This is a genomic window from Yinghuangia seranimata, assembly GCF_029953285.1.
GTDB classification, from domain to species: domain Bacteria; phylum Actinomycetota; class Actinomycetes; order Streptomycetales; family Streptomycetaceae; genus Yinghuangia; species Yinghuangia seranimata.
On record NZ_JASAOI010000038.1, the window covers coordinates 195,673 to 221,407 of the forward strand.

Below are 25,735 nucleotides of genomic sequence, written 5' to 3' on the forward strand. Positions count from 1 at the left end.
CCGCAACGGGCACCGGAACGGCCACCACCACGGCGAAGGGCGCCGGCCCCCGTGAGGGGACCGGCGCCCTTCGGCGTCGTACCGCCGACCGTGTCCGAGTCGACAGGCGTCAGGAGACGCCGAGCTTCTCCAGGATCAGCTCGCGTACCCGCGCCGCGTCGGCCTGGCCGCGCGTGGCCTTCATGACGGCGCCGATCAGCGCGCCGACCGGGCCGAGGTTGCCGGCCTGGATCTTGGCGACCGCGCCCGCCTGGGCGGCGATGGCCTCGTCGATCGCGGTGCCCAGCGCGCCCTCGTCGGACACGACCTTCAGGCCGCGCTTCTCGACGACCGCGTCGGGGTCGCCCTCGCCCGCGAGCACGCCCTCGATGACCTGGCGCGCCAGCTTGTCGTTGAGCTCGCCCGCCTTGACCAGCGCGGCGACCCGCGCGACCTGCGCCGGGGTGATCGGCAGCGCGGTGACCTCGACGCCCCGCTCGTTGGCGTTGCGGGCCAGCTCGCCGAGCCACCACTTGCGGGCCGCGTCCGAGTCGGCGCCGGCCGCGACGGTGTCGACGATCGCGTCGACCGCGCCGGCGTTGACCACCGACTGCATGTCGAAGTCGCTGACGCCCCACTCGGCCTGGAGCCGCTTGCGGCGTGCCGACGGCTTCTCCGGCAGCGTCGCGCGCAGTTCCTCGACCCACTCGCGGGACGGCGCCACCGGCACGAGGTCGGGCTCCGGGAAGTACCGGTAGTCCTCGGCCTCCTCCTTCACGCGGCCCGACGTCGTGGTGCCGTCGTCCTCGTGGAAGTGCCGGGTCTCCTGGACGATCGTGCCGCCCTCGGAGAGCACGGTGGCGTGCCGCTGGATCTCGAAGCGGATCGCGCGCTCCACCGAGCGCAGCGAGTTGACGTTCTTCGTCTCCGAGCGGGTGCCGAACTTCTCGCGGCCGTGCGGGCGCAGCGACAGGTTGGCGTCGCAGCGCATCTGGCCGAGTTCCATACGGGCCTCGGAGACGCCGAGCGCCTTGATGAGGTCGCGCAGTTCGGCGACGTACGCCTTGGCGATCTCGGGGGCCAGCTCGCCCGCGCCCTCGATCGGCTTGGTGACGATCTCGATGAGCGGGATGCCGCACCGGTTGTAGTCGAGCAGCGAGTAGTCGGCGCCGTGGATGCGGCCCGTCGCGCCGCCCACGTGGGTCGACTTGCCGGTGTCCTCCTCCATGTGCGCGCGCTCGATGCCGACGCGGTACGTCTTGCCCTGGACCTCGACGTCGAGGTACCCGCCGAAGGCGATGGGCTCGTCGTACTGCGAGGTCTGGAAGTTCTTCGGCATGTCCGGATAGAAGTAGTTCTTCCGGGCGAAGCGGCACCACTCGGCGATGTCGCAGTTCAGCGCGAGGCCGATGCGGATCGCCGACTCGACGGCGGTGCGGTTGACCACCGGGAGCGCGCCGGGCAGGCCGAGGCAGGTCGGGCAGACCTGGCTGTTCGGCTCGCCGCCGAACTCGGTGGAACACCCGCAGAACATCTTGGTGTTCGTGCCGAGCTCGACGTGCACCTCGAGGCCCATGACGGGGTCGAACGAGGCCAGCGCGTCCTCGTACGACATCAGGTCGGTCGTGCTGCTCACAGTCCCTCGATCTCCCCCGCCGCTTCCTGCTCCTCGCGCAGCGCGCGGATGAGCAGGGCGAAGCCGGTCACCACGGCGGCGGCCGAGATGATCGCGTCGGCCATCTCCAGGCGGTCGTGCTTGCCCTTGGCCTCCTTGATCTGCTTCATGACGCCGATCGCGCCGAACACCTGCATGCCGAGGCCGATGAACTTCCCGGCCTTGCTCTTGGGGGCCTTCTTCTTGGCCATCTGAGTACTCCTGTCGGGGTTCAGAACGTCAGCGGCGGCGGCGTCACAGTGCCGGTGCCTGGTCGAGCAGCGGGGCGCCCCACTTCGCGAGGAAGCCCGCCTCGACCGCGGCGCCGACCTTGTAGAGACGGTCGTCGGCCATGGTCGGCGCGATGATCTGCAGGCCGACGGGCAGGCCGTCCTCGGGCGCGAGCCCGCACGGCAGCGACATCGCCGCGTTGCCGGCCAGGTTCGACGGGATGGTGCACAGGTCGGCGAGGTACATCGCCATCGGGTCGTCGGCGCGCTCGCCGATCGGGAACGCGGTGGTCGGCGTGGTCGGCGAGACCAGCACGTCGACCTGCGCGAACGCGGCGTCGAAGTCGCGCGCGATGAGCGTGCGGACCTTCTGCGCCTGGCCGTAGTAGGCGTCGTAGTAGCCCGACGACAGCGCGTACGTGCCGAGCATGATGCGCCGCTTGACCTCGGGGCCGAAGCCGGCCTCGCGGGTCAGCGACATGACCTCCTCGGCGGAGCGGTCGCCGTTGTCGCCGACCCGCAGGCCGTAGCGCATGGCGTCGAAGCGCGCGAGGTTGGAGGACGCCTCGGACGGCGCGATCAGGTAGTACGCCGGCATCGCGTACGTGAAGTGCGGGCAGGAGATCTCGACGACCTCGGCACCGAGCTCGCGCAGCAGCTCCACGGCCTCGCGGAAGCGCTGCTCGACGCCCGGCTGGTAGCCCTCGCCGCCGAACTCCTTGACGACGCCGACCCGCAGGCCGCGCACGTCGCCGCTGCGGGCGGCGCCGACCACGTCCGGGACGGGGGCGTCGATCGAGGTGGAGTCCTTCGGGTCGTGCCCGGCGATGGTCGCGTGCAGCAGCGCCGCGTCGAGCACGGTGCGGGCGCACGGGCCGGCCTGGTCGAGCGACGACGAGAAGGCCACCAGGCCGTAGCGGGACACGCCGCCGTAGGTCGGCTTGACGCCGACCGTGCCGGTGACCGCGCCGGGCTGGCGGATCGAGCCGCCGGTGTCGGTGCCGATCGCCAGCGGCGCCTCGAACGCGGCGAGCGCCGCGGCGCTGCCGCCGCCCGAGCCGCCGGGGATACGGGTCAGGTCCCACGGGTTGTGGGTGGGCCCGTACGCGGAGTTCTCGGTGGAGGACCCCATGGCGAACTCGTCCATGTTGGTCTTGCCGAGGATGACGACGCCGGCCTCGCGCAGCTTCGCGGTGACGGTCGCGTCGTACGGCGGGACCCAGCCCTCGAGGATCTTCGAGCCGCAGGTCGTGGGGACGCCCTTGGTGGTGAACACGTCCTTGAGCGCGAGCGGGACGCCGGCCAGCGGGCCGAGCCTGTCGCCCTTGGCGCGGCGGTCGTCGACCGCCTTCGCGGCGGCCAGCGCGCCCTCGGCGTCGACGTGCAGGAAGGCGTGCACCTTGCCGTCGACCTCGGCGATGCGGTCCAGGTGGGCCTGTGCCACCTCGACGGCGGAGACGTCGCCGGACGCGACGCGCGCGGCGGTCTCGGCGGCGGTGAGCCTGGTCAGGTCGGCCATGGCTACTGCTCCTCCCCAAGGATCCGCGGGACGCGGAAACGCTGGTCCTCGGCGGCCGGCGCACCGGCGAGCGCCTGCTCGGGGGTGAGCCCCGGGCGGATCTCGTCGGGCCGCATGACGTTGGTCAGCGGCAGCGGGTGCGACGTCGGCGGGATGTCGTCGGCGGCGACCTCGCCGACGCGGGCGACCGCGCCGATGATGTCGTCGAGCTGGGTGGCGAGGTGGTCGAGCTCCTCGGCCCCGAGCTCCAGCCGCGACAGCCGGGCGAGGTGGGCGACCTCCTCGCGCGTGATGCCAGGCATGCAGCGATTCCTTATGGGGGTGGCTGGGGAATTGTTCGGTCCCCGCCATCCTAGTTCCCGGCACGTTGCGGGCCGATTTCATATCCGCCCCGCCGTGCCGCACGTCGCCGGTCCGCGCCGCGTTCCGCGCGTCGTCGCGCGTTATCCGGTCACCCGGGTCGGGTGGTGCGGCGGGCGGGCGAGGTCGGTGACCTGGCCCTGGCGCGGCTGCTCGGGGGCGCGGCGCTGCGGCGCCATGCGGGCGCCGACGCCGTGCCGGACCAGCCACGCGGTGGCCTCGTCGCGGGGCAGCGCGCGGGCGATGAGCCAGCCCTGCGCGCTGTCGCAGCCCAGGTCGCGCAGCCGGTCCCAGGTCGGCTCGTCCTCGACGCCCTCGGCGACGACGCGCAGGCCGAGCGAGTGGGCGAGGTCGACGGTGGAGCGGACGATCGCGGCGTCCTCCTCGTCGGAGGTCAGCCGCGCGACGAACGAGCGGTCGATCTTTATCTCGCTCACCGGTATGTGCCGCAGGTGCACGAACGAGGAGTAGCCGGTGCCGAAGTCGTCGAGCGAGAGCCGGACGCCGAGCTTGCGCAGCGCGTCCAGGCTGTCGGCGGCGCGCTGCGGTTCCTCGAGCAGCACGCGCTCGGTGATCTCCAGGTGCAGCGCGCCGGGCGGCACGCCGTAGCGCAGCAGGCCAGCGGCGACGGTGTCGGCGAACGCGGGCGCGTGGATGTCGCGGGCCGACACGTTGACCGCGACCGGCACGTCGATGCCCTCCTTGTGCCAGCGCGCGACCTGCGACAGGGCCTCGTCGACGACGTACCGGGTGAGCCGCGGCATCAGCCCGGTCTCCTCGGCGAGGTGCACGAACTCCTCGGGCGAGATGTAGCCGCGGTCCGGGTGGCACCAGCGCACCAGCGCCTCGCAGCCGTCCACGCGGCCGGTCGTGAAGGACACCTTGGGCTGGTAGTGGAGTTCGACCTGGTGGACGTCGAGGGCGCGGCGCAGGTCGCCGAGCAGCAGCAGCTTCTCGCGGGTGTTGACGTCGCGCGCGGGGTCGTACAGCTCGACGCCGCTGCGCATCCGCTTGGCGAGGTACATCGCGACGTCGGCGTACTGGAGCAGGCCCTGCATGCCGGTGGCGTGGTCGGGGAAGACGGCGACGCCGACGCTGACCTCGATGTCGAGGGAGAGGTCGTCGAGTTCGAACGGCTCGCCGAGCACCTCGACGACCTGGCGGGCCAGCGACATCGCGACCCGGTTCGCGGTCAGCGGGCCGGCGTCGGAATCGGCCGGATACAGGTCGGGGACGAGCACCGCGAACTCGTCGCCGCCGAGCCGCGCGACGGTGTCGCCGCTGCCCACGACGCTGAGCAGCCGGCGCCCTACCTGCTGGAGCAGGCGGTCGCCGGCCAGGTGTCCGAGGGTGTCGTTGACCTCGTGGAAGCGGTGCAGGTCGAGCAGGAAGAGGGCGACCTTGCCGCGGCCGCCGGACTCGCGCAGCGCGCTGTCGCCGCGTTCGAGCAGCAGCCGCCGGTTCGGCAGGCCGGTCAACGCGTCGTGCCGCACCTCTTGTTCGCGGTCGAAGCTGACCCGGGTGCTCTGGTAGAGGCTGTACAGGGGTATCGCGAACAGCGGCAGCACCCACGGGCTGGTGTACTCGACGATCGCGATGAGCGGGGCTATGCCGATGAGGGCGCCGTGCGCGATGCACCGCGACCGCATCTCCTCGCGGGCCAGGGTGCGCGCCCGCATGCCGCGCCAACTGGCGCGCAGCAGCCAGCCGATGCCCTGCGACACCATCACCAGGCAGCAGCCGGCGGCCAGGACGACGGGCAGTTCGATCGCGGCGAGGTGCCGCGGCGTGCCGCCCTCGGGGCGTATTCGGCACAGGTGCAGCACGAGGTCGGCGGCGACGAAGGCGAGCACGTAATGGCCGACGGTGTACGCGATGCGCCACAGCGAGTCGCGGCGTATCAGCCCGGCGAGGGCGACCGGGATGGTCTGCCACAGCGCGGCGAGCACCCAGCCGTGCACCAGCAGCAGGCCGTAGGTGACGGCGACGGACGGCATGGCGCCGGGCACGTACAGGCCGCGCCGGGTGAGGCCGGTGTGCACGCCGTCGAGGACGACCAGCGCCAGCATGATCCAGACACCGGGGTCGCGCAGCGGGACCGGGTCCCGGCCGCTGAGCGCGAGGTGCGCGACGGCCGCGACGAGAACGAGGTTTCCGATGCCGCCGACCGCCACGGCGTTGGCGACGAAGTGCCCGGGGCGCGCGACTCGCGACAGATCCGTTCGTCCGATCCGACGCATGCACATGCTCCCTGCGGCTCTACCGGGCGGTTCCCCGTCCGGCGGGCCGGACTGCCCGGCCGCGGCAAGGGGTACGCAAGACGTTCCGCGACCGGGCGGCAAGCCCGGCGCGAACCGGGTTCCCGATCAGGGTAGGACGCGGATCGTGAAGTGGGGAGCTTTATCGCCAAGGTCGAATCGGAACACTGCCTTCCGTTTCCCTTGCCGCACACGGCACCTGACGGTGCGTCAGGTGCCGTGACCCGCTCCGGGGCGGCGGCCGGTCAGCCCTCCGCGGCGGCCTCGTCCGCGGATTCCGGGGTCTCGCCGGCCCGCGCCGCGACCCAGGCGCGCGCCGCGTCCGGACCGTCGGCGAGCAGCACCGCGAACCCCTCGTCGTCGAGGACCGGCACGCCGAGCGCGACCGCCTTGTCGTATTTCGAGCCCGGGTTGTCGCCGACGACCACGAAGTCGGTCTTCTTCGAGACCGACCCGGTCACCTTGGCGCCCTCGGCCTCCAGCGCCTCCTTGGCGCCGTCGCGCGTGAAGTTCACGAGCGTCCCGGTCACCACGGTCGTCAGGCCGGTGAGCGCGCCGGGGACCTTCTCCGCGCCGCCCTCGTCGACGAAGCGGACGCCGGCCCGGCGCCACTTCTCGATGATCTCGCGGTGCCAGTCCTCGGCGAACCACTCGACGACCGCCTCGGCGACGATCGGGCCGACGGTGTCGACCGCCGCGATCTCCTCGGCGGTCGCGTTCGCGAGCCGGTCCAGGTCGCGGAACTCGGCGGTGATCGCGCGGGCGGTGGTGTCGGAGACGTGCCGGATCGACAGCGCCGTGAGCACCCGCCACAACGGCTGCTTCTTCGCCGCCTCCAGGCCCTCCAGCAGGACCTCGACCGCCTTCTTCGGCTCGCCCTGCTGGTTCGCGAAGAACGACATGACCTTCTGCTCGCCGGTCTCGTCGTCGACCTTCGGCATGCCGGTCTTCGGGTCGCGCACCAGCACCTTGATCGGCAGCAGCTGCTCGACGGTCAGGTCGAACAGGTCGCCCTCGTCGCGCAGCGGCGGCTCGGCCGGCTCCAGCGGCTGGGTCAGCGCGGTGGCCGCGACGTAGCCCAGCCCGTCGATGTCGAGCGCCTTGCGGCCCGCGAGGTGGAAGACGCGCTCACGCAGCTGCGCCGGGCACGAGCGGGCGTTCGGGCAGCGCAGGTCGACGTCGCCCTCCTTCATCGGCCGCAGCTCGGAGTCGCACTCGGGGCAGTGCGTCGGCATCACGAACGCCTGCTCGGTGCCGTCGCGCAGGTCGACGACCGGGCCGAGGACCTCCGGGATGATCTCGCCGGCCTTGCGCAGCACGACCGTGTCGCCGATGAGCACGCCCTTGGCCTTGACCACGTCCTGGTTGTGCAGCGTCGCGTAGGCCACGGTGGTGCCGGCCACCGTGACCGGCGCCATCACCGCGTACGGCGTCACCCGGCCGGTCCGCCCGACGTTGACCTTGATGTCGAGCAGCTTGGTGTTGACCTCCTGCGGCGGGTACTTGAAGGCGATCGCCCAGCGCGGCGCCTTCGAGGTCGCGCCGAGCCGGCCCTGCAGCGGGATCTCGTCGACCTTCACCACGACGCCGTCGATCTCGTGCTCGACCGAGTTGCGGTTGTCGTCGAAGTACCGGATGAACTCCTTCACCTCGTCGACGGTCTTGACGACCTTGTTGTGCCGCGCGGTCGGCAGGCCCCACGCGCGCAGCTTGTCGTACGCGTGCGACTGGCAGTCGATGTCGAAGCCGCGCCGGGCGCCGATGCCGTGCACGATCATGTGCAGCGGCATCTGGGCCACGGTCCGGGGGTCCTTCATGCGCGCCACGCCCGCCGCGGCGTTGCGCGGGTTCGCGAAGGGCTTGTCCCCGTCCTCGACGCGCTTGGCGTTGAGGTCGGCGAACTTCGCGATCGGGAAGTAGATCTCGCCGCGGATCTCGACGAGCTCGGGGATGTCGTGGCCGCCGTCGTCGCGCAGCCGGACCGGGATCTCGTCGATGGTGCGGACGTTCGCGGTGACGTCCTCGCCGGTGCGGCCGTCGCCGCGGGTCAGCGCGCGGACCAGCTCGCCGTTCTCGTACAGCAGGTTGATCGCGAGGCCGTCGATCTTCAGCTCGCACAGGTAGTGGAACTCGGCGCCCGCGAGGTCCTTGTGCAGCCGGTCGACCCACTCGTCGAGCTGCTCGTCGTTCATCGCGTTGTCGAGGCTGAGCAGGCGCTCGACGTGGTCGACCTTGACCATGTCCGCCGCGGGCGCGCCGCCGACGGTCTGCGTGGGCGAGTCGGGGGTGCGCAGCGCCGGGTACGTCTCCTCGATCGCCTCGAGTTCGCGCATCAGCGTGTCGAACTCGGCGTCGCTGACCGTCGGGGCGTCCTTGACGTAGTACCGGAAGCGGTGCTCCTCGAGCTCCTTGGCCAGCGTCACCGCCCGCTCGCGCACCTCGGCGGGGATGCCCTCGGCGTCGGTCAGGTCAGCAGCCACGTCGTCAACCTCCAGCGGTACCGGTGGTCCGGCGAATTATGTCCGTTACGTTGTATCTCATCCCTCAGGCGCCTCGTACAGCACCTGGGCCGCCTCGACACTGTGCTTGAGCACCCGGCGGACCCACGCCGGATCGGCTCCGGCCAGACCGCACGTCGGTGTGACGACCACGGCCTCGCCCAGTGCCTCCGGACGGAAACCCAGCCGCCTCCACAGCGCCTTGACACCCCTGACGGTACCGGCCGGGTCTGACAGCGGCCGCGCTCCCACACCGGTGTTTCCCCTGGTCGTGGCGCGGTTGGCCACACGGTTGGAGGGCGCCTGCGGAGCCGTCGACGGGATGACCCCGAACAGGAAGCCGACGCCGTCCTCGACCGCTTCGCCGATCTCCTCCTCGTCGCGGTCCCGCAGCAGTGTGAAGTCCAGCGACACCGCCCGCACCCCGGCCTCGCGCAGCAGTCCGACCGGTACCCCGGGCGCGCAGCTGTGCACGACGGTGGGGACGCCGACCGCGTCGACGACGGTGCGCAGGTGTTCGCGCACGACCGCCTTGTCGACCGCGCGCAGCTTGCCGAACCCGCTCGCGGTCGGCACGGTGCCGGACAGCACGGCGGGCAGCGCCGGCTCGTCGAACTGCACGACCAGCTCGGCCCCGGGCACCCGCTTGCGCAGGTCGGCGACGTGGCCGCGCAGTCCCTCGGCGAGCGACCCGGCCAGGTCGCGGCACGCGCCCGGGTCGGCCAACGCCTTGTCGCCGTGCACCAGTTCGAGGGTCGCGGCGAGCGTCCACGGGCCGGCCACCTGCACCTTGAGCGGGCCGGTGTACTCCTGGGTGAACTCCTCCAGCGCGTCCAGGTCCTCGCGCAGCCACGACACGGCCCGCCGGTGGTCGCGCCCCGGCCGGTCGGTGAACCGCCAGCCGGACGGCTGGACCTCGGCGTACAGGTCGACGAGCAGCCCGGCGCCGCGCCCGGTCAGGTCCGCCCCGACGCCGCGCTCCGGCAGCTCGGGCAGGTGCGGGAAGGCCGGCAGCTCGCCGACGATCAGGCGCACCGCCTCGCGCACGTCGGTCCCCGGCAGGGATCCGACCCCGGTCGCGCTGCCCGGGGCCCAGGGGTAGGTCTTGGTGCTGTCGCCGCTGCTGGTCACGGGGAGAGGGTACTGACCGCGCGCCCGCGTACGCCGGTCACCGGGCCGCCGCGACCCGCTCGGCCTGGCGCCGGGCGAGGTCGGCGGCGGGCGCCTCCGCGGTGTGGCCGACGTGGTCGGTGCGGGTCAGGACGACCAGGGTCGAGCCGGCGCGCACGACGGTGACACCGGCGGTGGCGGCGGACATGTCGGCCGGGTGGGTGGCCAGCAGGAAGGAGAAGGCCTCGTCGCCGATCGGCGGCGCGCCGGCCGGGGCCGGGGCGGGCAGGGCGGTGAGTTCGTACCGGGTCGCGCGGCCGCCGGACCAGCCCGTCGACGTGTGGCAGTTCGGGAGCGCGCGGCGGGCCGCCGCGACGAGGCCGTCGAGGGTGCCCGGCGGGTAGGCGGCGAGGTAGACGGCGACCGGCACGTCGGGGCCCGCGGTCGGGCGCGCCACGAGGCGGGTGTCGGCGAGGGGGCGGCCGGGGCCGTGTGTGTCGAAGGCGGCGGCCAGGTCGAGCAGCGGCTGGCAGGCCCGGTCGTCGGTGACGGGCGAGCCGGTGTCGGAGCGTTCGGTCACCGGCGCGGCGGTGAACCCGGGCGGCGCGTCGGCGGCGGTCAGCCGGGCCGCGGTCAGTTGCGCGGCGGTCAGCGGAGGCGCGGACGGGTGTGCCCCGACCCCGTGTTCGTCATCGTCGTCGCACCCGACACCCAGCAGCATGGACGGCATCAGCACCGCCGGGATCAGCACCCGTCTTATCGCCCCCACAGGGCAGCCCCCGTTGCTCTCCGTGACGCGGATCGGGAACGCTAGCAGAGGACTCCGGACACAACCAGGCGGTGGGATCACGGTGTTCGTCACATCGCGCCCCGGACGCCGACGAGCCCGGACCGCAGGATGCCGGTCCGGGCTCGTCGACGTAGGGGTGTGGGTCGGCCGGGTGGCGGCCGGTGTGCGTCGGTCATCCGTCGGGCGGCGTCGGCGGTCGGGCGACGGCCGCGGGTTACGCGGCGAAGGCCTCTCCGACGCTCTTTCCGATCTCGCGGCGCATCAGGTAGAAGTCCGGATTGTGCGGTGCGGCGCCGTGTTCGAGCGTGTAGCCGCTGCGGAGTTCCGGGCCGGCCTCGGCCTGGCGGCCGGGGAACAGCCGGGCGAGCAGGGGTTCCGCGGCGATCAGGTCGTCGCGGTCCGCGAGGTTGATCCAGCGTTCCACGTACGCGGGCGGCTGCGCGGGCTGCGGGCGCACCCAGTCGTCGATCACGGTGTCGGGGCCGAGCGGCGAGCCGAGCGTGATCAGCAGCGGGAGCGGGCGGCGCAGCCGGTGCGCGACCTCGTACGCGACGACCGCGCCCAGCGAGTGGCCGATCACCACGCGGGTGTCGAAGCCGATGTCGGCGGCGACCCGGTCGAGGACGCGTGTGCGGGTCTGGTCGTCGGTCAGGTAGCGGGTGAGCTGGGCGAGCGCCTTGGTGACGAACCCGCCGGCCGAGCCCGGCCCGTCGGCGGCGAACCACTTGAGGCCTGAAAGCCCGCAGGTCGGGGACAGGACGACGGTGCGCCCGGTCTGGTCGGGGCCGCCTTCGAGGCGGGCGATCTCGCGGGCGGCCCGCTGCCGCTCGGGCGGGGCGGAGCTGCGCGCGGCGGCGCGGTCGAGCCATTCGCGGCCTATGCGGTCGGCCATCTCGTGGCGCAGGTCGCCGACGTCGGGGCCGTCGGGCTGCGACGGGTGGCGGCGCATGACGTCGCCGTAGAAGGCCATCCGCGCGTCGATGCCGCGCCGGGTGTGGCGGTACTTCCACAGCCGGTCGGCGGTCTCCGGGTAGCCGGCGGCTTTCACACCGCGGGCCAGCCGGGGCAGCCACTCGTCCTCCAGGCTGCGGGCCGACCTGAACTCCTGTGCGATCCCGTGCACCAGCACGATTGCGGCCATCGCTCCCCTCCCAAGCCCCCGAGTCCCGAAAGTCCCAGCCGGCGATACGACCCGGTCGGCGCGGGGAACGCGGGCCGGAAAGTCGTTTCGCTACCTACTCTTACCCAGCCAGTCACCGAAGTTGCCTTCTGAGTAACGAGAGATCTGCCGATCACCGGACGGCGTCGCGGCGGTGTTGCCTCGGGGTTTCGTTCCCCGCAGGCACCCGGTCGAAGCGGACCGGCGCGAAGCGGTCTGGAGGCCTCGCCTGCCCGCCGGTAGCGTGCGAGCGGCGCTCGCGGCGGGCCGACCCGCCCCGCGCCGGTCCGTTCCGTGCGGTCACGGGAGGTCGAAGTGCCGGATGACGTACACCACTTCGCTCGCGCGGCGGAGGTCCGCGCGGCGCTCGACGACGTCCAACGGTTCGCCGGTTCGTTCATGGAGACCGGCGCGCTGCCGGCCGCGGACGAGGTGCTGCGGTCCGCCGAGCCGTTCGTCCGGGCCACGGCGGCGCGGCTGGTCGAGGACGCCGTCGCGTTGTCGGCCGGCGGCAAGCCGGTCGACCTGGTCGCCGCGGTCGCCGATCCGTTGCCGAGTGCCGTGACCGCGCACGCGCCCGGGTTCCCGGTCGTCGGCCTGAGCGACGCGCACGCCACCGAGGCCGCCCGGGACCTGATCGGCAACTGCCTGCACACGTTGGCCTCGTGGCCGGAGCTCTACACGACGCTCCGCAACGACCGCGGGCTGCTGCCGGTCGTGGTCGAGGAGTCGCTGCGTTTGGACACGCCGGTGCGGCTGCTCGGACGGGAGACGCTCGCCCCGGCCGAGGTGGGCGGCCGCCCGCTGGCCCCCGGCGACCGGATCGTGCTGGACCTCGCGGCGGCCAATCGCGACCGGGAGGTGTACGACGACCCGGACACGCTGCGCCTCGACCGCGCGCGGCCGCACGACCACCTGGCGTTCGGCGCCGGCCCGCACGCGTGCCCGGGTGCCGCGCTGGCGCGCACCCAGGCGCTCGCGGTACTGGCGGAACTGTGCGACCAGGTCCTGGAGTTGCGGCTGGTCGACGACTTCGTCCCGGACCCGAGCCCGGTGTTCTGGGCGAACGGCCACCGCACGCTGCCCTGTGTCCTGACCCCGTGGGAGGCCTGATGCTCGACCGGTTCGGCGAGGAGGCGGCGCGGGACGCGCTGCCTCCCGCGACGCACGCCTATATATCGGGTGGCAGCGGCGACGAGGTGACGTTGCGCGCGAACGTCGAGGCGTGGCGCGGTCTCGCGCTGCGTCCGCACGTGCTGCGCGACGTCGCCGACATGGACCTGCGCACCGAACTGCTGGGCGTGCCGGTCGCCGCGCCGGTCGCGATCGCACCGACCGCGATGCACCAACTCGTGCACCCGGACGGCGAACTCGCCACCGCGCGGGCTGCTGGAGACGCGGGACTGCTGCTCGCCGTCTCGATGTTCGCGAACCACTCCTACGCCGACGTCGCGCGGGCTGCGGAGGGTACCCCTTCGTGGGCGCAGATGTACCTGTTCCGCGACCACGGGCTCTCCCGCGAACTCGCCGAAAAGGCCGGGGAGTCGGGCGCGCGTGCGGTGGTGGTGTGCGTGGACGGCGCGGCGGTCCCGCGCCGATCGCGGTTCGCCAAGGGGGCGTTCGCTCCCCCGGACGACCTGCGTTTCCCCAACCTCGCGCACGTCGGCGGCCTGACGACCGCGATCACGGGGTTCGACCGCGGCATGACGTTCGACGACATCGGCCGCTTCGCCGAGTGGTCGGGGCTCCCGGTGGTGGTCAAGGGTGTGCTGCGGGGCGACGACGCGGCGCGCTGCGTCGCCGCGGGCGCGGCCGCGATCGCCGTCTCGAACCACGGCGGACGGCAGTTCGACGGCTGCGCGGCCACGGCCGGGGTGCTGGCCGAGGTCGTCGACGCGGTGGCCGGGCGCGCCGAGGTCTACGTGGACGGCGGGATCCGCAACGGCGCGGACGTGGTCAAGGCGCTGGCGCTCGGCGCGCGGGCGGCGTTCGTCGGCCGTCCGGTGCTGTGGGCGCTGGCGGCGGGCGGTGTCCCGGGGGCGGCCGAGTACCTGCGCGAACTGGTCGCGGACGTGACGCGGGTGCTGGCGTTCACCGGCTGCCGCACCCCGCACGAGGCGACCCGCGACCTGGTGCGGGCGGGGCCGTGACGTTCGTGACCCGTTTCGGCAGCGGCGGGTGAGGCCGTGTCGGGGCGTGGGGCGCGGCCGTCAGGCCGCCCCCGCACCCGCCTCCGCGCGGACCGTCGCGTCGATCGTGGCCGAGCCGACCACCCGGGTCCCGACGTACAGCACGACGGCCTGGCCGCGTGCGACGCCGCGCATCGGTTCGCGCAGCCGCACCCGCACCGAGGCGCCGTCCTCCGCGATCTCGGCGACCGCCGGGTACTCGTCGCCGTGCGCGCGCACCTGCGCGGTGCACTCGAGCACGCCGGTCGGCGCCTCGCCGCACCAGCGCGGGCGGATGCCGGTGAGCTCGCTGACGTTGAGCGCCTCGGCGGGGCCCACGGTGACGGTGTTCGTGACCGGGGAGATGTCGAGGACGTAGCGCGGCTTGCCGTCGGCGGCCGGGGTGCCGATGCGCAGCCCCTTGCGCTGGCCGACGGTGTACGCGTAGGCGCCCTCGTGCTCGCCGATCTTGGCTCCGTCGGCGTCGACGATGTCGCCGGGCGTCTTGCCGAGCCGGGTGGCGAGGAACGCCTGGGTGTCGCCGTCCGCGATGAAGCAGATGTCGTGGCTGTCGGGCTTGCGCGCGACGGCGAGGCCGCGGCGCTCGGCCTCCTCGCGCACCGCGTCCTTGGTGTCGGCGCCGAGCGGGAACAGCGCGTGCGCGAGCTGGTCGGCGTCGAGCACGCCGAGCACGTACGACTGGTCCTTGCCGTGGTCGGCGGACCGGTGCAGCTCGCGCCCGGCGGGGCTGTCGACGATGACCGCGTAGTGGCCGGTGCACACGGCGTCGAAGCCGAGTGCGAGGGCGCGGTCGAGCAGCGCCGCGAACTTGATCTTCTCGTTGCAGCGCAGGCACGGGTTGGGGGTGCGGCCGGCCTCGTACTCGGCGAAGAAGTCCTCGATGACGTCCTCGCGGAACCGCTCGGCGAGGTCCCACACGTAGAAGGGGATGCCGATGACGTCGGCGGCCCGCCGCGCGTCCCGCGAGTCCTCCAGCGTGCAGCAGCCCCGCGCGCCGGTGCGGAACGACTGCGGGTTCTGCGACAGCGCCAGGTGGACGCCGGTCACCTCGTGCCCGGCCTCGTGCGCGCGGGCGGCGGCGACCGCGGAGTCGACGCCGCCGGACATGGCGGCGAGCACCCTGAGCTTGCGCGGGGTGTCCGGGGTTTCGGGGGTGGCGGCGTGATCAGTCATGGCCCATCCAGGGTACGGGGTGCCCGGGGCCGCTCTCCCCGGAGTTTCGACCTGCCCCGCGCTCACCGCCGCTGCGCGGTCAGGCCGGCCATGCGGGCCCGGGACACGACGGGCCCGATGGCGTCGATCAGCTCGTCGACCTCGGCGGCCGTCGAGGTGTGGCCGAGGCTGAAGCGCAGCGAGCCGCGGGCGCGCGCGCCGTCGGCGCCCATCGCCAGCAGGACGTGGCTGGGCTGGGCGACGCCGGCCGAGCAGGCGGAGCCCGTCGAGCACTCGATGCCGCGCGCGTCGAGGAGCAGCAGGAGGGAGTCGCCCTCGCAGCCCGGGAAGGAGAAGTGCGCGTTGCCGGGCAGCCGGTACGCCGGGTCGAGGCGGGGGTCGCCGTTGAGGGCGGCGTCCGGGATCTCGTCGACGACGCGGCGCACGAGGCTGTCGCGCAGCGCGCCGACGCGGGCGGCGTATTCGGGCTGCTCGCGGACGGCGATCTCGGCGGCGGCGGCGAAGGCCGCGATCGAGGGGGTGTCGAGGGTGCCGGAGCGCACGTCGCGTTCCTGGCCGCCGCCGTGCAGGACGGGGACGGGGGTCATGTGCCGGGCCAGCACCAGCGCGCCGCAGCCGAGCGGGCCGCCGAGCTTGTGCCCGGACACGGTCATGGCGTCCAGGCCGGACGCCGCGAAGTCGACCGGGATCTGACCGACCGCCTGGACGGCGTCGGCGTGCATCGGGACGCCGAACTCGTGCGCGACCGCGACCAGCTCGGCCACCGGCTGCACCGTGCCGACCTCGTTGTTCGCCCACATGACGCTGACCAGCGCGACGCTGTCGGGGTCGCGGGCGATCGCGGCGCGCAGCACCTCGGGCGCGACCCGGCCGTCGGCGTCGACGTCCAGCCACTCGACGTCGGCGCCCTCGCGCTCGACGAGCCACAGGATCGGGTCGAGGACGGCGTGGTGCTCGACCGGGGAGGCGAGGATGCGGCGTCGGGCGGGCCGGTCCTGGGTGCGCGCCCAGTAGACGCCCTTCACCGCGAGGTTGTCGGCCTCGGTGCCGCCCGCGGTGTAGACGATCTCGCTGGGGCGGGCGCCGAGCGCCTCCGCCAGGATCTCGCGGGACTCCTCGACGACGCGTCGGGCCCGTCGTCCGGAGGCGTGCAGGGACGACGGGTTGCCGAGGACGGTGAGCTGTCCGGTCATGGCCCGGACGGCTTCGGCGCGCATCGGAGTGGTCGCCGCGTGATCGAAGTAGGCCATCGCACTGCGAAGTCTAGTGGCGGGCGGTTGGGCGCACCCCGGGTGGCCGTACGGTGCCGTACGACCGGCGGGTGCACGGGGCGCGCGGGGGTGCGCGAAACGGGGCGCCCGGCGAAAAACGGGCGGCCGGGCCGCGGCGCTCACCCGCTCCCGGGCGGCGCCGTCGCGGGCTGCTCCGCTTGCGGACGGCCGCGTTCCGCTCTGCCCAGTCGGTCTGCCGGCCGCGGCCTGCGGCCGCGCCGCCGTGTCCCGGGCGGTCGCCCGTACCGCGGGCCCGGCGGCAGGAGGCGGTCGAGCGCGTCCCGCAGCGCCCGCCGGCGCGCCGCGAGGTAGCCCTCGGCGGGCGCGGGCGGCCCGGTCACGTCGTAGGTCAGCGGCTGTTGGATCTCCCACACGCATGGTGCAACGCAGGGCATGGCATTTGGGGTACGCCGGCGCCGCACAGTTCGCCGACACGTGCGGCGCGGGCGGAGGCGTCGGGCACGCGTGGCGGGAGACGGGTGGGCGCGGACCCGGTGTCCGATACGCGCGACGATCGCCCCGGCTTCCGGACGGATTCCCGTCCCGTCACCCGGATCACTCGTAGTGCTCGAACACCGCCGAGTTGCGCCGCCACGCGCGCGGCGCGCGCCAGCCCCGCCAGATCGCCAGCACCCGGAAGCCGAACGCGAACAGCGCCGCGAACGTCGCGGTGACCGCGTTGAACGTGTCCGTCTCGATGAGCACCGCGACCAGTCCCGCGCCGAGCAGCGCGGGCACCGTGTAGATCTCCCGGTCCCAGCGCAGCAGCATGGGGATCTCCCGGGCGAGCACGTCGCGTATCGCGCCGCCGCCGACCGCGGTGGTCACGCCGAGCGCGGCGGCCTGCACGGGCCCGAGCCCGTACGCGAACGCCTTCGCGGTGCCGGTGACGCAGAAGAGCCCCAGGCCGGCGGCGTCGAACACGTCGATCGCGCCGGAGATCCGCTCGACCTGCGGGTGCAGGAAGAACACGACGGCCGCCGCGGCCAGCGGCGTCGAGAAGTAGCCGATGTCGGTGAACGCGGCGGGCGGCACCGCGCCGATGATGAGGTCGCGGATGACACCGCCGCCGAGTGCCGTGACCTCGGCCAGCAGCACGATCCCGATCACGTCGAAGTTCTTCCGTACCGCCATCAGCGCACCGGCGACGGCGAACACGAAGATGCCCGTGAGGTCGAGGACCTGCTGCACGGTGTCGCTGTAAATCTGGGAGATCTCGGCTGGCGGCATGGCGGAAATTGTGCCCTGTCCGCCATTCGGACCCCGGTATAGCCTCACGCCATGGATGCCCGACTGCGAGCCCTTTGCGAACTGTCCCTCGCCGAAGCCCGCGAGATGGCCGGCCTGCACGAGTACGACGGGCGGGTCCAGGACCTGTCCCCGGACGGCGTCCGCGCGGGCCTGTCCGGGCTCGGCGGCGGCGCCGGCGCCGCGCCGCTGGAGGACCCGCACGACGAGGCGCACCTCGCGGCGTTCGAGGAGCACGCCCGCGTCTACTACGGCGAGCTCGAACTGCACCGCCGCGACCCGCGCGTGCACCTGAACAACCTCGAACTGGCGTTCTACGACAAGGCGTACGCGCCCGCCGAGGAGCGTGCCGAGGCCCGCGCGCGGCATCTCGCGCAGTGGCCCGAGGTCGTGGACATGGCCGTCGCGTCGCTCGACCAGGTCTCCGCGCCCGTGGCCGACGCGCTGCTCGGCGCGGCGCGCGGGCAGCGCGCCGCGGTCCGGCCGGAGGACGGCGAGGCCGGCGAGCGTGCGCTCGCCGCGGTGGAGCGGCTGGTCGCGCACCTGGAGCGGGCGGCCGAGCACGGCGACCCGAGCTCGGCACTGGGCGCGCCCGCGCTGGCCCGGCTGATCGGCTCGGGCGACGCGGTGGAGGTCGACCTCGGGCGGCTGGCCGAGCAGGCCGACGCCGAACGCGACCGGCTGACGGCGATGCTGACCGACGCGTGCCGGGCGTACGACCCGTCCCGCAGGCCCTCGGAGATCGTGCCGGAGCTGCTGGCCGACCACCCGGACGCGGACGGCGTGCTCGCCGAGGCCCGCGCGCAGACCGCCGAGGTCATCGCGTTCAGCCGGGAGAAGCGGCTCGCGCCGTACCTGGACGGGGTGTGCGAGGTCGGTCCGGCGCCCGAGTCGATGCGCTGGGCGATGGCGATGATGTCGTGGAACGCGCCGTACGAGGACGAAGCGCCGTCCTGGTACTTCGTGACCCCGCCGGACCCGTCGTGGCCTGCCGACGAGCAGGAGGAGTGGCTGACGATCTTCAGCGCCACGACCCTGCCGGCGGTCACGGTGCACGAGGTGGCGCCCGGGCACTTCGCGCACGGGCGTGCGCTCCGGCGCGCGGCCACGCCGGTGCGCCGGGTGCTGCAGTCGTCGGCGTTCGCCGAGGGCTGGGCGCATTACATCGAAGAGGTCTGCATCGAGGAGGGCTTCCGCGAGCACGACCCGCGGTTCCGTATCGGCGTCGCGCTTGAGGCGCTGGTCCGGGTGACCCGGCTGGCGTCGGCGATCGGCCTGCACACCGGTGCGATGGACGTCGAGGAGTCCACCCGGCGGTTCATGGCGGACGCCCACCTCGCGCGCGCCGGCGCGGCCAGTGAGGCGCGCCGCGGCACGTTCGACGCGAACTACGGCTGCTACACGTGGGGCAAGCTCGCGCTCCTCGACCTGCGCGAGGAGGCCCGCACGGCGTGGGGCGACGGCTTCAGCCTGGAGCGCTTCCACACCGCGCTGCTCGACCTGGGCAGCCCGCCGCTGGGACTGGTCCGCACGGCGGTCGAGCGCGGCTGACGGGAGCGGCGCGAACGCGGTCAGGCCCCCGGGTTGCCGTACGGCGGCTGCCCGGGGGCCTGCGGCGGGTACTGCTGCGGGTACTGCTGCTGCGGGTACTGCTGCTGCGGGTACCCCGGCGGTGCGTACTGCTGCGGGTACTGCTGCGGGTACTGCTGCTGCGGGAACCCCGGTTGCACGTACGGCTGCTGCCCGTACATCTGCGCGACGCCGGCCTGCCACCACTGCCAGATCGCCGCGAGCTTCGCGTCGAACTCCGGGTCGCGCTGCCCGAGCGCGCTGATCGGGACGCGGATCCGCTTGCGCTTCCCGCTCGTGAGCGTCAGCCGCACGTACCGGCCGCCGAGCAGGCCCTTGCCCTCGACCATCGCGATCTCGCCCCATGCCCAGGACTGCTGCGTGAAGCCCTTGGCGACCAGACCCCACGGGGTGAGCGTCGTATGGAAGCTCGCGAACCAGAAGTAGTAGACGAACTGGATGACGCCGACCGCCAGCGGCACCACACCGACCGGACTCAGCCCGAGCGCGACGTTCAGCGCGCCGAGCGCCAGGAACACACCGCCGAGGACGAGGAACATCACCCGCTGCTGCGGCGCCAGCACCATCCGGATCTCGTTCACGCGCGGAACTCTCCCAGACGGTTCGGCTACAGGAAAGGCCGGGTCTGGTCGCGCATCCACGCCGCGACCGGGTCGAACGGGTCGTCGAGCGCCACCGAGGACATCGAGATGCCCTGGAGCGCCGCCGACGCGCGGCCCATGGCCGCCTTCATGCGGTCGACGGTCGCCGGGTCGTTGTCGGCGAGGCGGATGCCGATGACCAGCCGCGGCGGGCCGAGCGCGGGCTCGACGTACGCGCGGTGCGCGGCACGCACCACGCCGCTGCGGCCCAGCTCGCCGGCGAGCAGCGTCCAGAACGCCTGGTCGTCCAGCGCCGGTTCGCCGACCCGCAGGGGGCCCGGCATGAGGTGTTCGAGGCCGCCGACGATCCGCCGCAGGTCGAGGTACGGGACACCGACGCCGCCGCCCTGCATGTGCGGGTTCAGCCACAGCCCCCACTTGTCGGGGTAGAGCGTGCCGGCGATCTCCATGACGGCGTGGACTTCCCAGCCGCGGTCCCAGCCGCTCTCGCGCAGCTGCTCCTCGGAGGTGAAGCAGGGCGCGTAATGGGCGCCGTGCACTTCCATGTTCCCGTACTGCGCGTCGGGGCTGCCGGGCTCGCCCTGCCACAGCAGCATCCACACGTGGCCGCGGGACAGCCCCTCCAGCAGGCGCTCGTATGCCTCGTATCCCTGCGGCGCGACCTGCCGCAGTGCGTGCTCGACCTCGTTGGCGGGAAACGCCACGATGCCCTCCCCTTGCCCTGCGTGACGACGTCCACATGGTAGGGGCGGGCTGCGTCCAATGGGTGATCGAGTCGGTCCGCAAGGCGCGGCAACCGCACAATCGGCCAAGCGTGTCGAACGCTCATCGTATGGCTCGCCCCAGCCCGCGTCCCCGGGCCCGCATCGCCGGCAGAGCCGCCGCGGTCGCGGCGGCCGTGCTGCTGTGCGTGCTGGCGGCGGGCACCGACCTGTTCGGCGGGCACGCGTCCGAGGCGCCGGCGACGGTCGGGAACGAGCACTCGGGAGGCGGCTCCGACGAGGGCGGGGCGTCGGACGACGGCCCGGGACGGCGGTTCCTGCCGCACCCGCCCGTGCCGCCGGTCGGCGTCGTGCCGGCGCCGGACGGGCAGCCGTCTGCGTCTTGACGCCACCGACGCCACCGACGCCGCCCGCGTCGGGGACGGATCAGGGCCGCTCGTAGAACGGCCGCACGCTGTCGAGCATCCAGTCGCCGATCGGGTCCTGCGCGAGGTCGATGAGCACGAGGCTGACCGGCCACGGCGCGCCGGTCCGGCCGACCGCGCGCTCCAGGGCGCCGACCGCGGCGCGCCGGTCCTCCTCCTGCCAGCGGTCCAGCTCGATGCCGATGAACAGGCAGGGGGCGTCGTTCTCGACCACGCCCAGGGCGCGGCGGGCGGTCAGCACGACGGGGGTCACGGCGAACTCCTCGGCGGCGGCCGCGAGCAGCACGTACGGCTCCTCGGCCGGGCTCGGCTCGGCGAGCGTGACGCGCGCGCCCATGCGGCCCGCGCCGGGCATGCGGGCCAGTTCGAGGACGCCCTCGGGCGGTATCGGGATGCCGACCTCGCCGCCCGGGTTGACCGCGAGCCCGACGTGCGGCGGCAGCCCGCGCGCGAACTCGCGCACCGGCGCGACGGTGCACGGCATCGGGCCCGCAACGCGGCGGAACTGCTCCTCGGAGCTGAACACCGGGACGTACGGCATGCCGCCGATCTCCGTGGTGGGCAGCGTCAGTTCGGTGTCCGCGGGGCCGCCGCCGGCCGGCAGCGGGACCCACACCTCGGCCTCGGCGAGCGCGTCGATGAGCTCGCCGGTGCGCGACGCGTCCTGCATCGCCGCGACCAGGCACTGCTCGACATAGTTCGCCGGGAAGGCCACGCGCCACCTCCGAGTGCGGGTCCGCGGACCCGAGTGCGTCTGGGATCTCGTCCCCAGCCTAGGGGCGCGCACAAGCGTGTGCGGCGGGGGCCCCGCCACCCCCCCCCGGCCCCCCCCCCAACCCGGTGGCCCCCCCCGTGAACGGCACACCCCGGCGGGGACCCGGCATCCCGCCCGGGTCCCCGCCGCACACGGTGTCGCAGCGCGCTTTACGGCAGCAGCTCGGCCTCGAGCGAGATCGGCGCGCCGGTGAGCGCCTTGCTCACGGGGCAGTTCTCCTTGGCGTTCTGCGCGAGGTTCGCGAAGTCCTCCTTGCTGATCCCCGGGACGCGGGCCTTGACGGTCAGCACGATGCCGGTGATGCCCTCGCCGGGCTGGAACGTGACGTTCGCCTGCGTCTGCACCGACTCCGGCGGCGTGCCGGCGCCGGCCAGGGCGTGCGAGAACGCCATCGAGTAGCACGCCGAGTGCGCCGCGGCGATGAGCTCCTCGGGGCTGGTCTTGCCGTTCGCCGCCTCGGCGCGCGAGGGCCAGGACACCTCGTAGGTGCCCACCCCGGAGCTGTCGAGCGACACGGTGCCGGACCCGCCGATGAGCGCGCCCTTCCAGTCGGTCGTCGCGGTGCGCGTGGTCGCCACGGGCGAACCTCCCTGTACATGCGTTGGTTGGACGCGACCCACGCTAGCAACGCCACCCCGGCCGGGGGACTTGGAAAAACGTCCGACACGCGTCCCACAGCGGACCCCGGGACCGATAGCATGCGCCAACAACTTCACACCGGCCCTCGACCCCATGCGGGAGAGCCTCCGGCGTGCCCCCGCCTCGCGGCGGGCGTGCGGCGGGGCGCCGAAGGAGCAATTCCTCCCCGGAAACTCTCAGGCCCAAGTACCGCGTGGGTGAGGCGACTCTGGAAAGCAGGTCCCGTGCGCGCAGCGCGGCGGGGCCTCACCCACGGTGCAAGCGGCGGACCGTCCGATCCCTCGGAGCGGCCGCGCGTGAAGCTCTCAGGTCCATGACAGAGGGGGAGGCGACCCATCCGACCGTGCGGTGCAGCCGCACGTTGTTCAGGGAGCCCTCCTTCGTGGACCACCTGTTCCATCCCGTACCCCGTCCGGTCTCCGGTCTCGTCCCCGTGCCGTCCGCCGGGCCCGCCGTGTGCGCGCCCTCCGGCGTGCGGCGGTCCGCCACGCCCGCGCGCGTGCGGACGACAGCGGACGAACCGGTACGAAATCATGGCGTTCGGGACCACCACACCCGCGAGGAGTCCAGCCGATGACGTCCACCGCCTCGGTCGAGCGCCGTACCCCGCTCGACGCCGTCCACGACGCGCTCGGCGCGACGATGACCGACTTCGCGGGCTGGCGCATGCCGCTGCGCTACGGCAGCGAGACCGCCGAGCACCGCGCGGTGCGCGAGGCCGCCGGCCTGTTCGACCTCACCCACATGGGCGAGATCACCGTGACCGGCCCGGAGGCCGCGCGCGCCCTCGACCACGCGCTGGTCGGGTACGTGTCGAAGATCGGCGTCGACCGCGCCCGCTACACGATGATCTGCGACGAGAACGGCGGCATCCTCGACGACCTGATCGTCTACCGCACGGGCGAGACGGACTTCATGGTCGTCGCCAACGCGTCCAACGCCGCCGTCGTCGCCCGCGAGCTGCTCGCCCGCGCGGCCGGCTTCGACACCGTCGTCACCGACCGGTCCGAGGAGTACGCGCTGCTGGCCGTCCAGGGCCCCAACGCCGTCAAGATCCTGGCGCCGCTCACCGACCTCGACCTGGACGTCGTGAAGTACTACGCCGCCGACCGCGCCGTCGTCGCGGGCGTCGACGTGCTGCTCGCCCGCACCGGCTACACCGGCGAGGACGGCTTCGAGCTGTTCTGCGCGCCGGGCGACGCGGTGCGGCTGTGGGAGGCGCTGCGCGAGGCCGGCGACGGGCACGGGCTCATCCCGGCCGGGCTGTCCTGCCGCGACACGCTGCGCCTGGAGGCCGGCATGCCGCTGTACGGGCACGAGCTGACCACCGCGCTCACCCCGTACGAGGCCAACCTCGGCCGCGTCGTGCGCCTGGACAAGCCGGAGGGCTTCGTCGGCTCCGAGGCGCTGGCCGCCCGCGAGAAGGAGGGCCCGCGCGCCACGCTCGTCGGCCTGCGCTCGCCGGGCCGCCGGGTGCCGCGCGCCGGGTACGCCGTCCTCGACCCGGAGACGCGGGAGCCGATCGGCGAGATCACCTCCGGCGCGCCGTCGCCGACGCTGGGCGCGCCGATCGCGATGGCGTACGTGCCGCTGGACCGCGCCGAGCCGGGCACCCGTCTGGCGGTGGACGTCCGCGGCACCGCCGAGCCGGTCGACGTGGTCGCCCTGCCGTTCTACAAGCGGGCCTGACCCCGCCCTCCGATTTACCGACAAACCGCAGCAAAATCCCCTGAGGATCAGGGGAGCCCGCACTGAATGGAGAATGGACCTGTGAGCGCACCCCAGAACCTGCTCTACAGCAAGGACCACGAGTGGCTGACGACGGACGGTAACCCGGCCGTCATCGGCATCTCGCAGCACGCGGCCGACGCCCTCGGCGACGTGGTCTTCGTCCAGCTCCCCGAGGTCGGATCGCGGGTCACCGCGGGCGAGCCGTGCGGCGAGCTGGAGTCGACCAAGTCCGTCAGCGACATCTTCGCCCCCGCCGACGGCGAGGTCGTGGAGGTCAACGAGGCGGTCGTGAACGACCCGAGCCTGGTCAACTCCGACCCGTACGGCGACGGCTGGCTGATCAAGGTGCACCTCGACACGCCGGCCGCCGAAGTCGACGGCCTGCTGTCCGCAGACGAGTACACCGCCTTCACCGACACCGGCGCCTGACCGCGCCCGAGGAGCTGACCTACCGTGACGATCCTGGACCGTCCGCTGGCCGAGGTGGACCCTGAGGTCGCCGCCGCCGTCGCCGACGAGCTGCACCGCCAGCAGTCCACCCTGGAAATGATCGCCTCCGAGAACTTCGCGCCCGTCGCGGTCCTCGAGGCACAGGGCTCGGTGCTGACCAACAAGTACGCCGAGGGCTACCCGGGCCGCCGCTACTACGGCGGCTGCGAGTACGTCGACGTCGTCGAGAACCTCGCCATCGAGCGCCTCAAGGCGCTCTTCGGCGCCGAAGCCGCCAACGTGCAGCCGCACTCGGGCGCGCAGGCCAACGCGGCCGTGTACTTCGGTCTCCTCGAGACCGGCGACACCGTGCTCGGCCTCGACCTCGCCAACGGCGGGCACCTGACGCACGGCATGAAGCTCAACTTCTCCGGCAAGCAGTACAACGTCGTCTCCTACAAGGTGGACGAGGCCGGACTGGTCGACATGGCGGAGGTCGAGCGGCTCGCCAAGGAGCACCGGCCGAAGATGATCGTCGCGGGCTGGTCCGCCTACCCGCGGCAGCTCGACTTCGCGGCGTTCCGCCGGATCGCCGACGAGGTCGGCGCGTACCTGTGGGTCGACATGGCGCACTTCGCGGGCCTGGTCGCGGCGGGGCTGCACCCCAACCCGGTCGAGCACGCGCACATCGTCACCACGACGACCCACAAGACCCTCGGCGGCCCGCGCGGCGGCGCGATCCTCGCCAAGGAGGAGCTGATCAAGAAGATCAACTCCGCGGTCTTCCCCGGCCTCCAGGGCGGCCCCCTCGAGCACGTCATCGCCGCGAAGGCGGTGGCCTTCAAGGTCGCCGCCGGCGAGGAGTTCAAGGACCGCCAGACCCGCACCCTCGCCGGCGCGAAGCTCCTCGCCGAGCGCCTGCTCCGCGAGGACGCGGCTGCGGCCGGCATCAAGGTCCTCTCGGGCGGCACCGACGTCCACCTGGTGCTCGTCGACCTCGTCGACAACCACCTGAACGGCCGCGAGGCCGAGGACCGCCTCCACGAGGTCGGCATCACCGTCAACCGCAACGCGGTCCCCAACGACCCGCTGCCCCCGATGAAGACCTCCGGCCTCCGCATCGGCACCCCGGCCCTCGCCACCCGCGGCTTCACCGACGAGGACTTCGCCGAGGTCGCCGACGTCATCGTCGAAGCCCTCAAGCCCGACTACGACGAAGCCAAGCGCGCCACCCTCAAGTCCCGCACCGAGGCCCTGGCCGCGAAGCACCCGCTGTACCCCAACCTCTGACGCGAGTGGCTCGCCTCACGGGGTGAGCCGGTCTCGACGAGGTGACCCCAAGGGCCCGCACCCCCCGGTGCGGGCCCTTCGGCGTCCCACCCCC

23 protein-coding genes and 1 riboswitch are annotated in these 25,735 nt (G+C 73.4%); of the genes, 7 read left to right on the forward strand and 16 right to left on the reverse strand.

Features of this window, described 5'->3' with window-relative positions; all coding sequences use genetic code 11:
- Positions 1-109 precede the first annotated feature (109 nt).
- The 9 genes from gatB to QI554_RS24820 all read right to left on the reverse strand — a co-directional run bounded on the left by gatB (position 110) and on the right by QI554_RS24820 (position 11,539).
- Positions 110-1,615 (reverse strand): Asp-tRNA(Asn)/Glu-tRNA(Gln) amidotransferase subunit GatB, encoded by a 1,506-nt coding sequence (gatB, locus tag QI554_RS24780; protein WP_281472444.1) that lies wholly within the window; start codon positions 1,613-1,615, stop codon positions 110-112.
- Complete coding sequence (locus QI554_RS24785; protein WP_281472446.1) at positions 1,612-1,845, reverse strand: hypothetical protein; 234 nt, start codon at positions 1,843-1,845, stop codon at positions 1,612-1,614. Before QI554_RS24785 ends, gatB begins: the two co-directional genes overlap by 4 nt.
- A gap of 43 nt (positions 1,846-1,888) precedes the next feature.
- Positions 1,889-3,382, reverse strand: a complete 1,494-nt coding sequence (gene gatA / locus QI554_RS24790; protein ID WP_281472448.1) for an Asp-tRNA(Asn)/Glu-tRNA(Gln) amidotransferase subunit GatA — start codon at positions 3,380-3,382, stop codon at positions 1,889-1,891.
- A 2-nt stretch (positions 3,383-3,384) separates the two neighbouring features.
- A complete protein-coding gene (gene gatC, locus QI554_RS24795; protein WP_281472450.1) occupies positions 3,385-3,684 on the reverse strand; it encodes an Asp-tRNA(Asn)/Glu-tRNA(Gln) amidotransferase subunit GatC in 300 nt (99 codons plus the stop codon).
- 141 nt (positions 3,685-3,825) lie between these two features.
- Positions 3,826-5,982, reverse strand: coding sequence for a putative bifunctional diguanylate cyclase/phosphodiesterase (locus QI554_RS24800; RefSeq protein WP_281472452.1), 2,157 nt, complete (start codon positions 5,980-5,982; stop codon positions 3,826-3,828).
- A 263-nt stretch (positions 5,983-6,245) separates the two neighbouring features.
- Positions 6,246-8,480, reverse strand: a complete 2,235-nt coding sequence (gene ligA / locus QI554_RS24805) for an NAD-dependent DNA ligase LigA (protein WP_281472454.1) — start codon at positions 8,478-8,480, stop codon at positions 6,246-6,248.
- Positions 8,481-8,537: 57 nt separating this feature from the next.
- Positions 8,538-9,629: a methionine synthase gene (locus tag QI554_RS24810; RefSeq protein ID WP_281472456.1), complete on the reverse strand. Its 1,092-nt coding sequence runs from the start codon at positions 9,627-9,629 to the stop codon at positions 8,538-8,540.
- 37 nt (positions 9,630-9,666) lie between these two features.
- Positions 9,667-10,377 (reverse strand): hypothetical protein, encoded by a 711-nt coding sequence (locus QI554_RS24815; protein ID WP_281472459.1) that lies wholly within the window; start codon positions 10,375-10,377, stop codon positions 9,667-9,669.
- 235 nt (positions 10,378-10,612) lie between these two features.
- Positions 10,613-11,539 (reverse strand): alpha/beta hydrolase, encoded by a 927-nt coding sequence (locus QI554_RS24820; RefSeq protein ID WP_281472461.1) that lies wholly within the window; start codon positions 11,537-11,539, stop codon positions 10,613-10,615.
- 333 nt (positions 11,540-11,872) lie between these two features.
- Here QI554_RS24820 and QI554_RS24825 point away from each other — a divergent pair, with 333 nt between their 5' ends.
- Both QI554_RS24825 and QI554_RS24830 read left to right on the forward strand, forming a co-directional pair.
- Positions 11,873-12,670 (forward strand): cytochrome P450, encoded by a 798-nt coding sequence (locus QI554_RS24825; protein ID WP_281472463.1) that lies wholly within the window; start codon positions 11,873-11,875, stop codon positions 12,668-12,670.
- Positions 12,658-13,707 carry an alpha-hydroxy acid oxidase gene (locus QI554_RS24830; protein ID WP_281472466.1) on the forward strand — a complete coding sequence of 350 codons (1,050 nt, stop codon included), beginning with the start codon at positions 12,658-12,660 and terminating at the stop codon, positions 13,705-13,707. Before QI554_RS24825 ends, QI554_RS24830 begins: the two co-directional genes overlap by 13 nt.
- Positions 13,708-13,767: 60 nt before the next feature.
- Here QI554_RS24830 and mnmA read toward each other — a convergent pair whose 3' ends face one another.
- The 3 genes from mnmA to QI554_RS24845 all read right to left on the reverse strand — a co-directional run bounded on the left by mnmA (position 13,768) and on the right by QI554_RS24845 (position 17,420).
- Complete coding sequence (mnmA, locus tag QI554_RS24835) at positions 13,768-14,919, reverse strand: tRNA 2-thiouridine(34) synthase MnmA (protein WP_281472468.1); 1,152 nt, start codon at positions 14,917-14,919, stop codon at positions 13,768-13,770.
- Between the two features lie 62 nt (positions 14,920-14,981).
- The gene (locus tag QI554_RS24840; protein WP_281472470.1) at positions 14,982-16,169 is read right to left on the reverse strand and encodes a cysteine desulfurase family protein; all 1,188 of its coding nucleotides are present in this window, start codon (positions 16,167-16,169) and stop codon (positions 14,982-14,984) included.
- 576 nt (positions 16,170-16,745) lie between these two features.
- Positions 16,746-17,420, reverse strand: a complete 675-nt coding sequence (locus QI554_RS24845; protein WP_281472472.1) for a trimeric intracellular cation channel family protein — start codon at positions 17,418-17,420, stop codon at positions 16,746-16,748.
- A 51-nt stretch (positions 17,421-17,471) separates the two neighbouring features.
- Here QI554_RS24845 and QI554_RS24850 point away from each other — a divergent pair, with 51 nt between their 5' ends.
- Complete coding sequence (locus QI554_RS24850; RefSeq protein WP_281472474.1) at positions 17,472-18,989, forward strand: DUF885 family protein; 1,518 nt, start codon at positions 17,472-17,474, stop codon at positions 18,987-18,989.
- A gap of 20 nt (positions 18,990-19,009) precedes the next feature.
- Here QI554_RS24850 and QI554_RS24855 read toward each other — a convergent pair whose 3' ends face one another.
- Positions 19,010-19,609, reverse strand: coding sequence for a hypothetical protein (locus QI554_RS24855; protein ID WP_281472477.1), 600 nt, complete (start codon positions 19,607-19,609; stop codon positions 19,010-19,012).
- 26 nt (positions 19,610-19,635) lie between these two features.
- Positions 19,636-20,334 (reverse strand): enhanced serine sensitivity protein SseB C-terminal domain-containing protein, encoded by a 699-nt coding sequence (locus QI554_RS24860; protein ID WP_281472479.1) that lies wholly within the window; start codon positions 20,332-20,334, stop codon positions 19,636-19,638.
- A gap of 128 nt (positions 20,335-20,462) precedes the next feature.
- Here QI554_RS24860 and QI554_RS24865 point away from each other — a divergent pair, with 128 nt between their 5' ends.
- Positions 20,463-20,738 carry a hypothetical protein gene (locus QI554_RS24865; protein WP_281472481.1) on the forward strand — a complete coding sequence of 92 codons (276 nt, stop codon included), beginning with the start codon at positions 20,463-20,465 and terminating at the stop codon, positions 20,736-20,738.
- A 40-nt stretch (positions 20,739-20,778) separates the two neighbouring features.
- Here QI554_RS24865 and QI554_RS24870 read toward each other — a convergent pair whose 3' ends face one another.
- Together QI554_RS24870 and QI554_RS24875 are read right to left on the reverse strand one after the other, a co-directional pair.
- Positions 20,779-21,492 carry an enhanced serine sensitivity protein SseB C-terminal domain-containing protein gene (locus QI554_RS24870; RefSeq protein WP_281472483.1) on the reverse strand — a complete coding sequence of 238 codons (714 nt, stop codon included), beginning with the start codon at positions 21,490-21,492 and terminating at the stop codon, positions 20,779-20,781.
- A gap of 209 nt (positions 21,493-21,701) precedes the next feature.
- Positions 21,702-22,130 (reverse strand): OsmC family protein, encoded by a 429-nt coding sequence (locus tag QI554_RS24875; protein ID WP_281472485.1) that lies wholly within the window; start codon positions 22,128-22,130, stop codon positions 21,702-21,704.
- 147 nt (positions 22,131-22,277) lie between these two features.
- Positions 22,278-22,393, forward strand: a riboswitch (glycine riboswitch).
- A 371-nt stretch (positions 22,394-22,764) separates the two neighbouring features.
- On the opposite strand from QI554_RS24875, the gene gcvT reads away from it, so the two are divergent.
- From gcvT to glyA, 3 genes are all read left to right on the forward strand, one after another.
- On the forward strand, positions 22,765-23,880 hold the full coding sequence (gcvT, locus tag QI554_RS24880) for a glycine cleavage system aminomethyltransferase GcvT (protein ID WP_281472487.1): 1,116 nt from the start codon (positions 22,765-22,767) through the stop codon (positions 23,878-23,880).
- Between the two features lie 81 nt (positions 23,881-23,961).
- Positions 23,962-24,351, forward strand: a complete 390-nt coding sequence (gene gcvH / locus QI554_RS24885; protein WP_281472488.1) for a glycine cleavage system protein GcvH — start codon at positions 23,962-23,964, stop codon at positions 24,349-24,351.
- Positions 24,352-24,375: 24 nt separating this feature from the next.
- Positions 24,376-25,641, forward strand: coding sequence for a serine hydroxymethyltransferase (gene glyA, locus QI554_RS24890; RefSeq protein WP_281472490.1), 1,266 nt, complete (start codon positions 24,376-24,378; stop codon positions 25,639-25,641).
- Positions 25,642-25,735: the final 94 nt, after the last annotated feature.

Bases quoted from the DNA above. Each gene is read 5' to 3' on its own strand.
- QI554_RS24850 (WP_281472474.1), top strand. From the start codon at position 17,472: ATGGATGCCCGACTGCGAGCCCTTTGCGAACTGTCCCTCGCCGAAGCC.
- mnmA (WP_281472468.1), bottom strand. From the start codon at position 14,919: ATGACTGATCACGCCGCCACCCCCGAAACCCCGGACACCCCGCGCAAG.
- QI554_RS24785 (WP_281472446.1), bottom strand. From the start codon at position 1,845: ATGGCCAAGAAGAAGGCCCCCAAGAGCAAGGCCGGGAAGTTCATCGGC.
- QI554_RS24845 (WP_281472472.1), bottom strand. From the start codon at position 17,420: ATGCCGCCAGCCGAGATCTCCCAGATTTACAGCGACACCGTGCAGCAG.
- gcvT (WP_281472487.1), top strand. From the start codon at position 22,765: ATGACGTCCACCGCCTCGGTCGAGCGCCGTACCCCGCTCGACGCCGTC.
- gatA (WP_281472448.1), bottom strand. From the start codon at position 3,382: ATGGCCGACCTGACCAGGCTCACCGCCGCCGAGACCGCCGCGCGCGTC.
- QI554_RS24820 (WP_281472461.1), bottom strand. From the start codon at position 11,539: ATGGCCGCAATCGTGCTGGTGCACGGGATCGCACAGGAGTTCAGGTCG.
- QI554_RS24865 (WP_281472481.1), top strand. From the start codon at position 20,463: ATGGCTCGCCCCAGCCCGCGTCCCCGGGCCCGCATCGCCGGCAGAGCC.
- QI554_RS24840 (WP_281472470.1), bottom strand. From the start codon at position 16,169: ATGGCCTACTTCGATCACGCGGCGACCACTCCGATGCGCGCCGAAGCC.
- gatC (WP_281472450.1), bottom strand. From the start codon at position 3,684: ATGCCTGGCATCACGCGCGAGGAGGTCGCCCACCTCGCCCGGCTGTCG.
- QI554_RS24800 (WP_281472452.1), bottom strand. From the start codon at position 5,982: ATGCGTCGGATCGGACGAACGGATCTGTCGCGAGTCGCGCGCCCCGGG.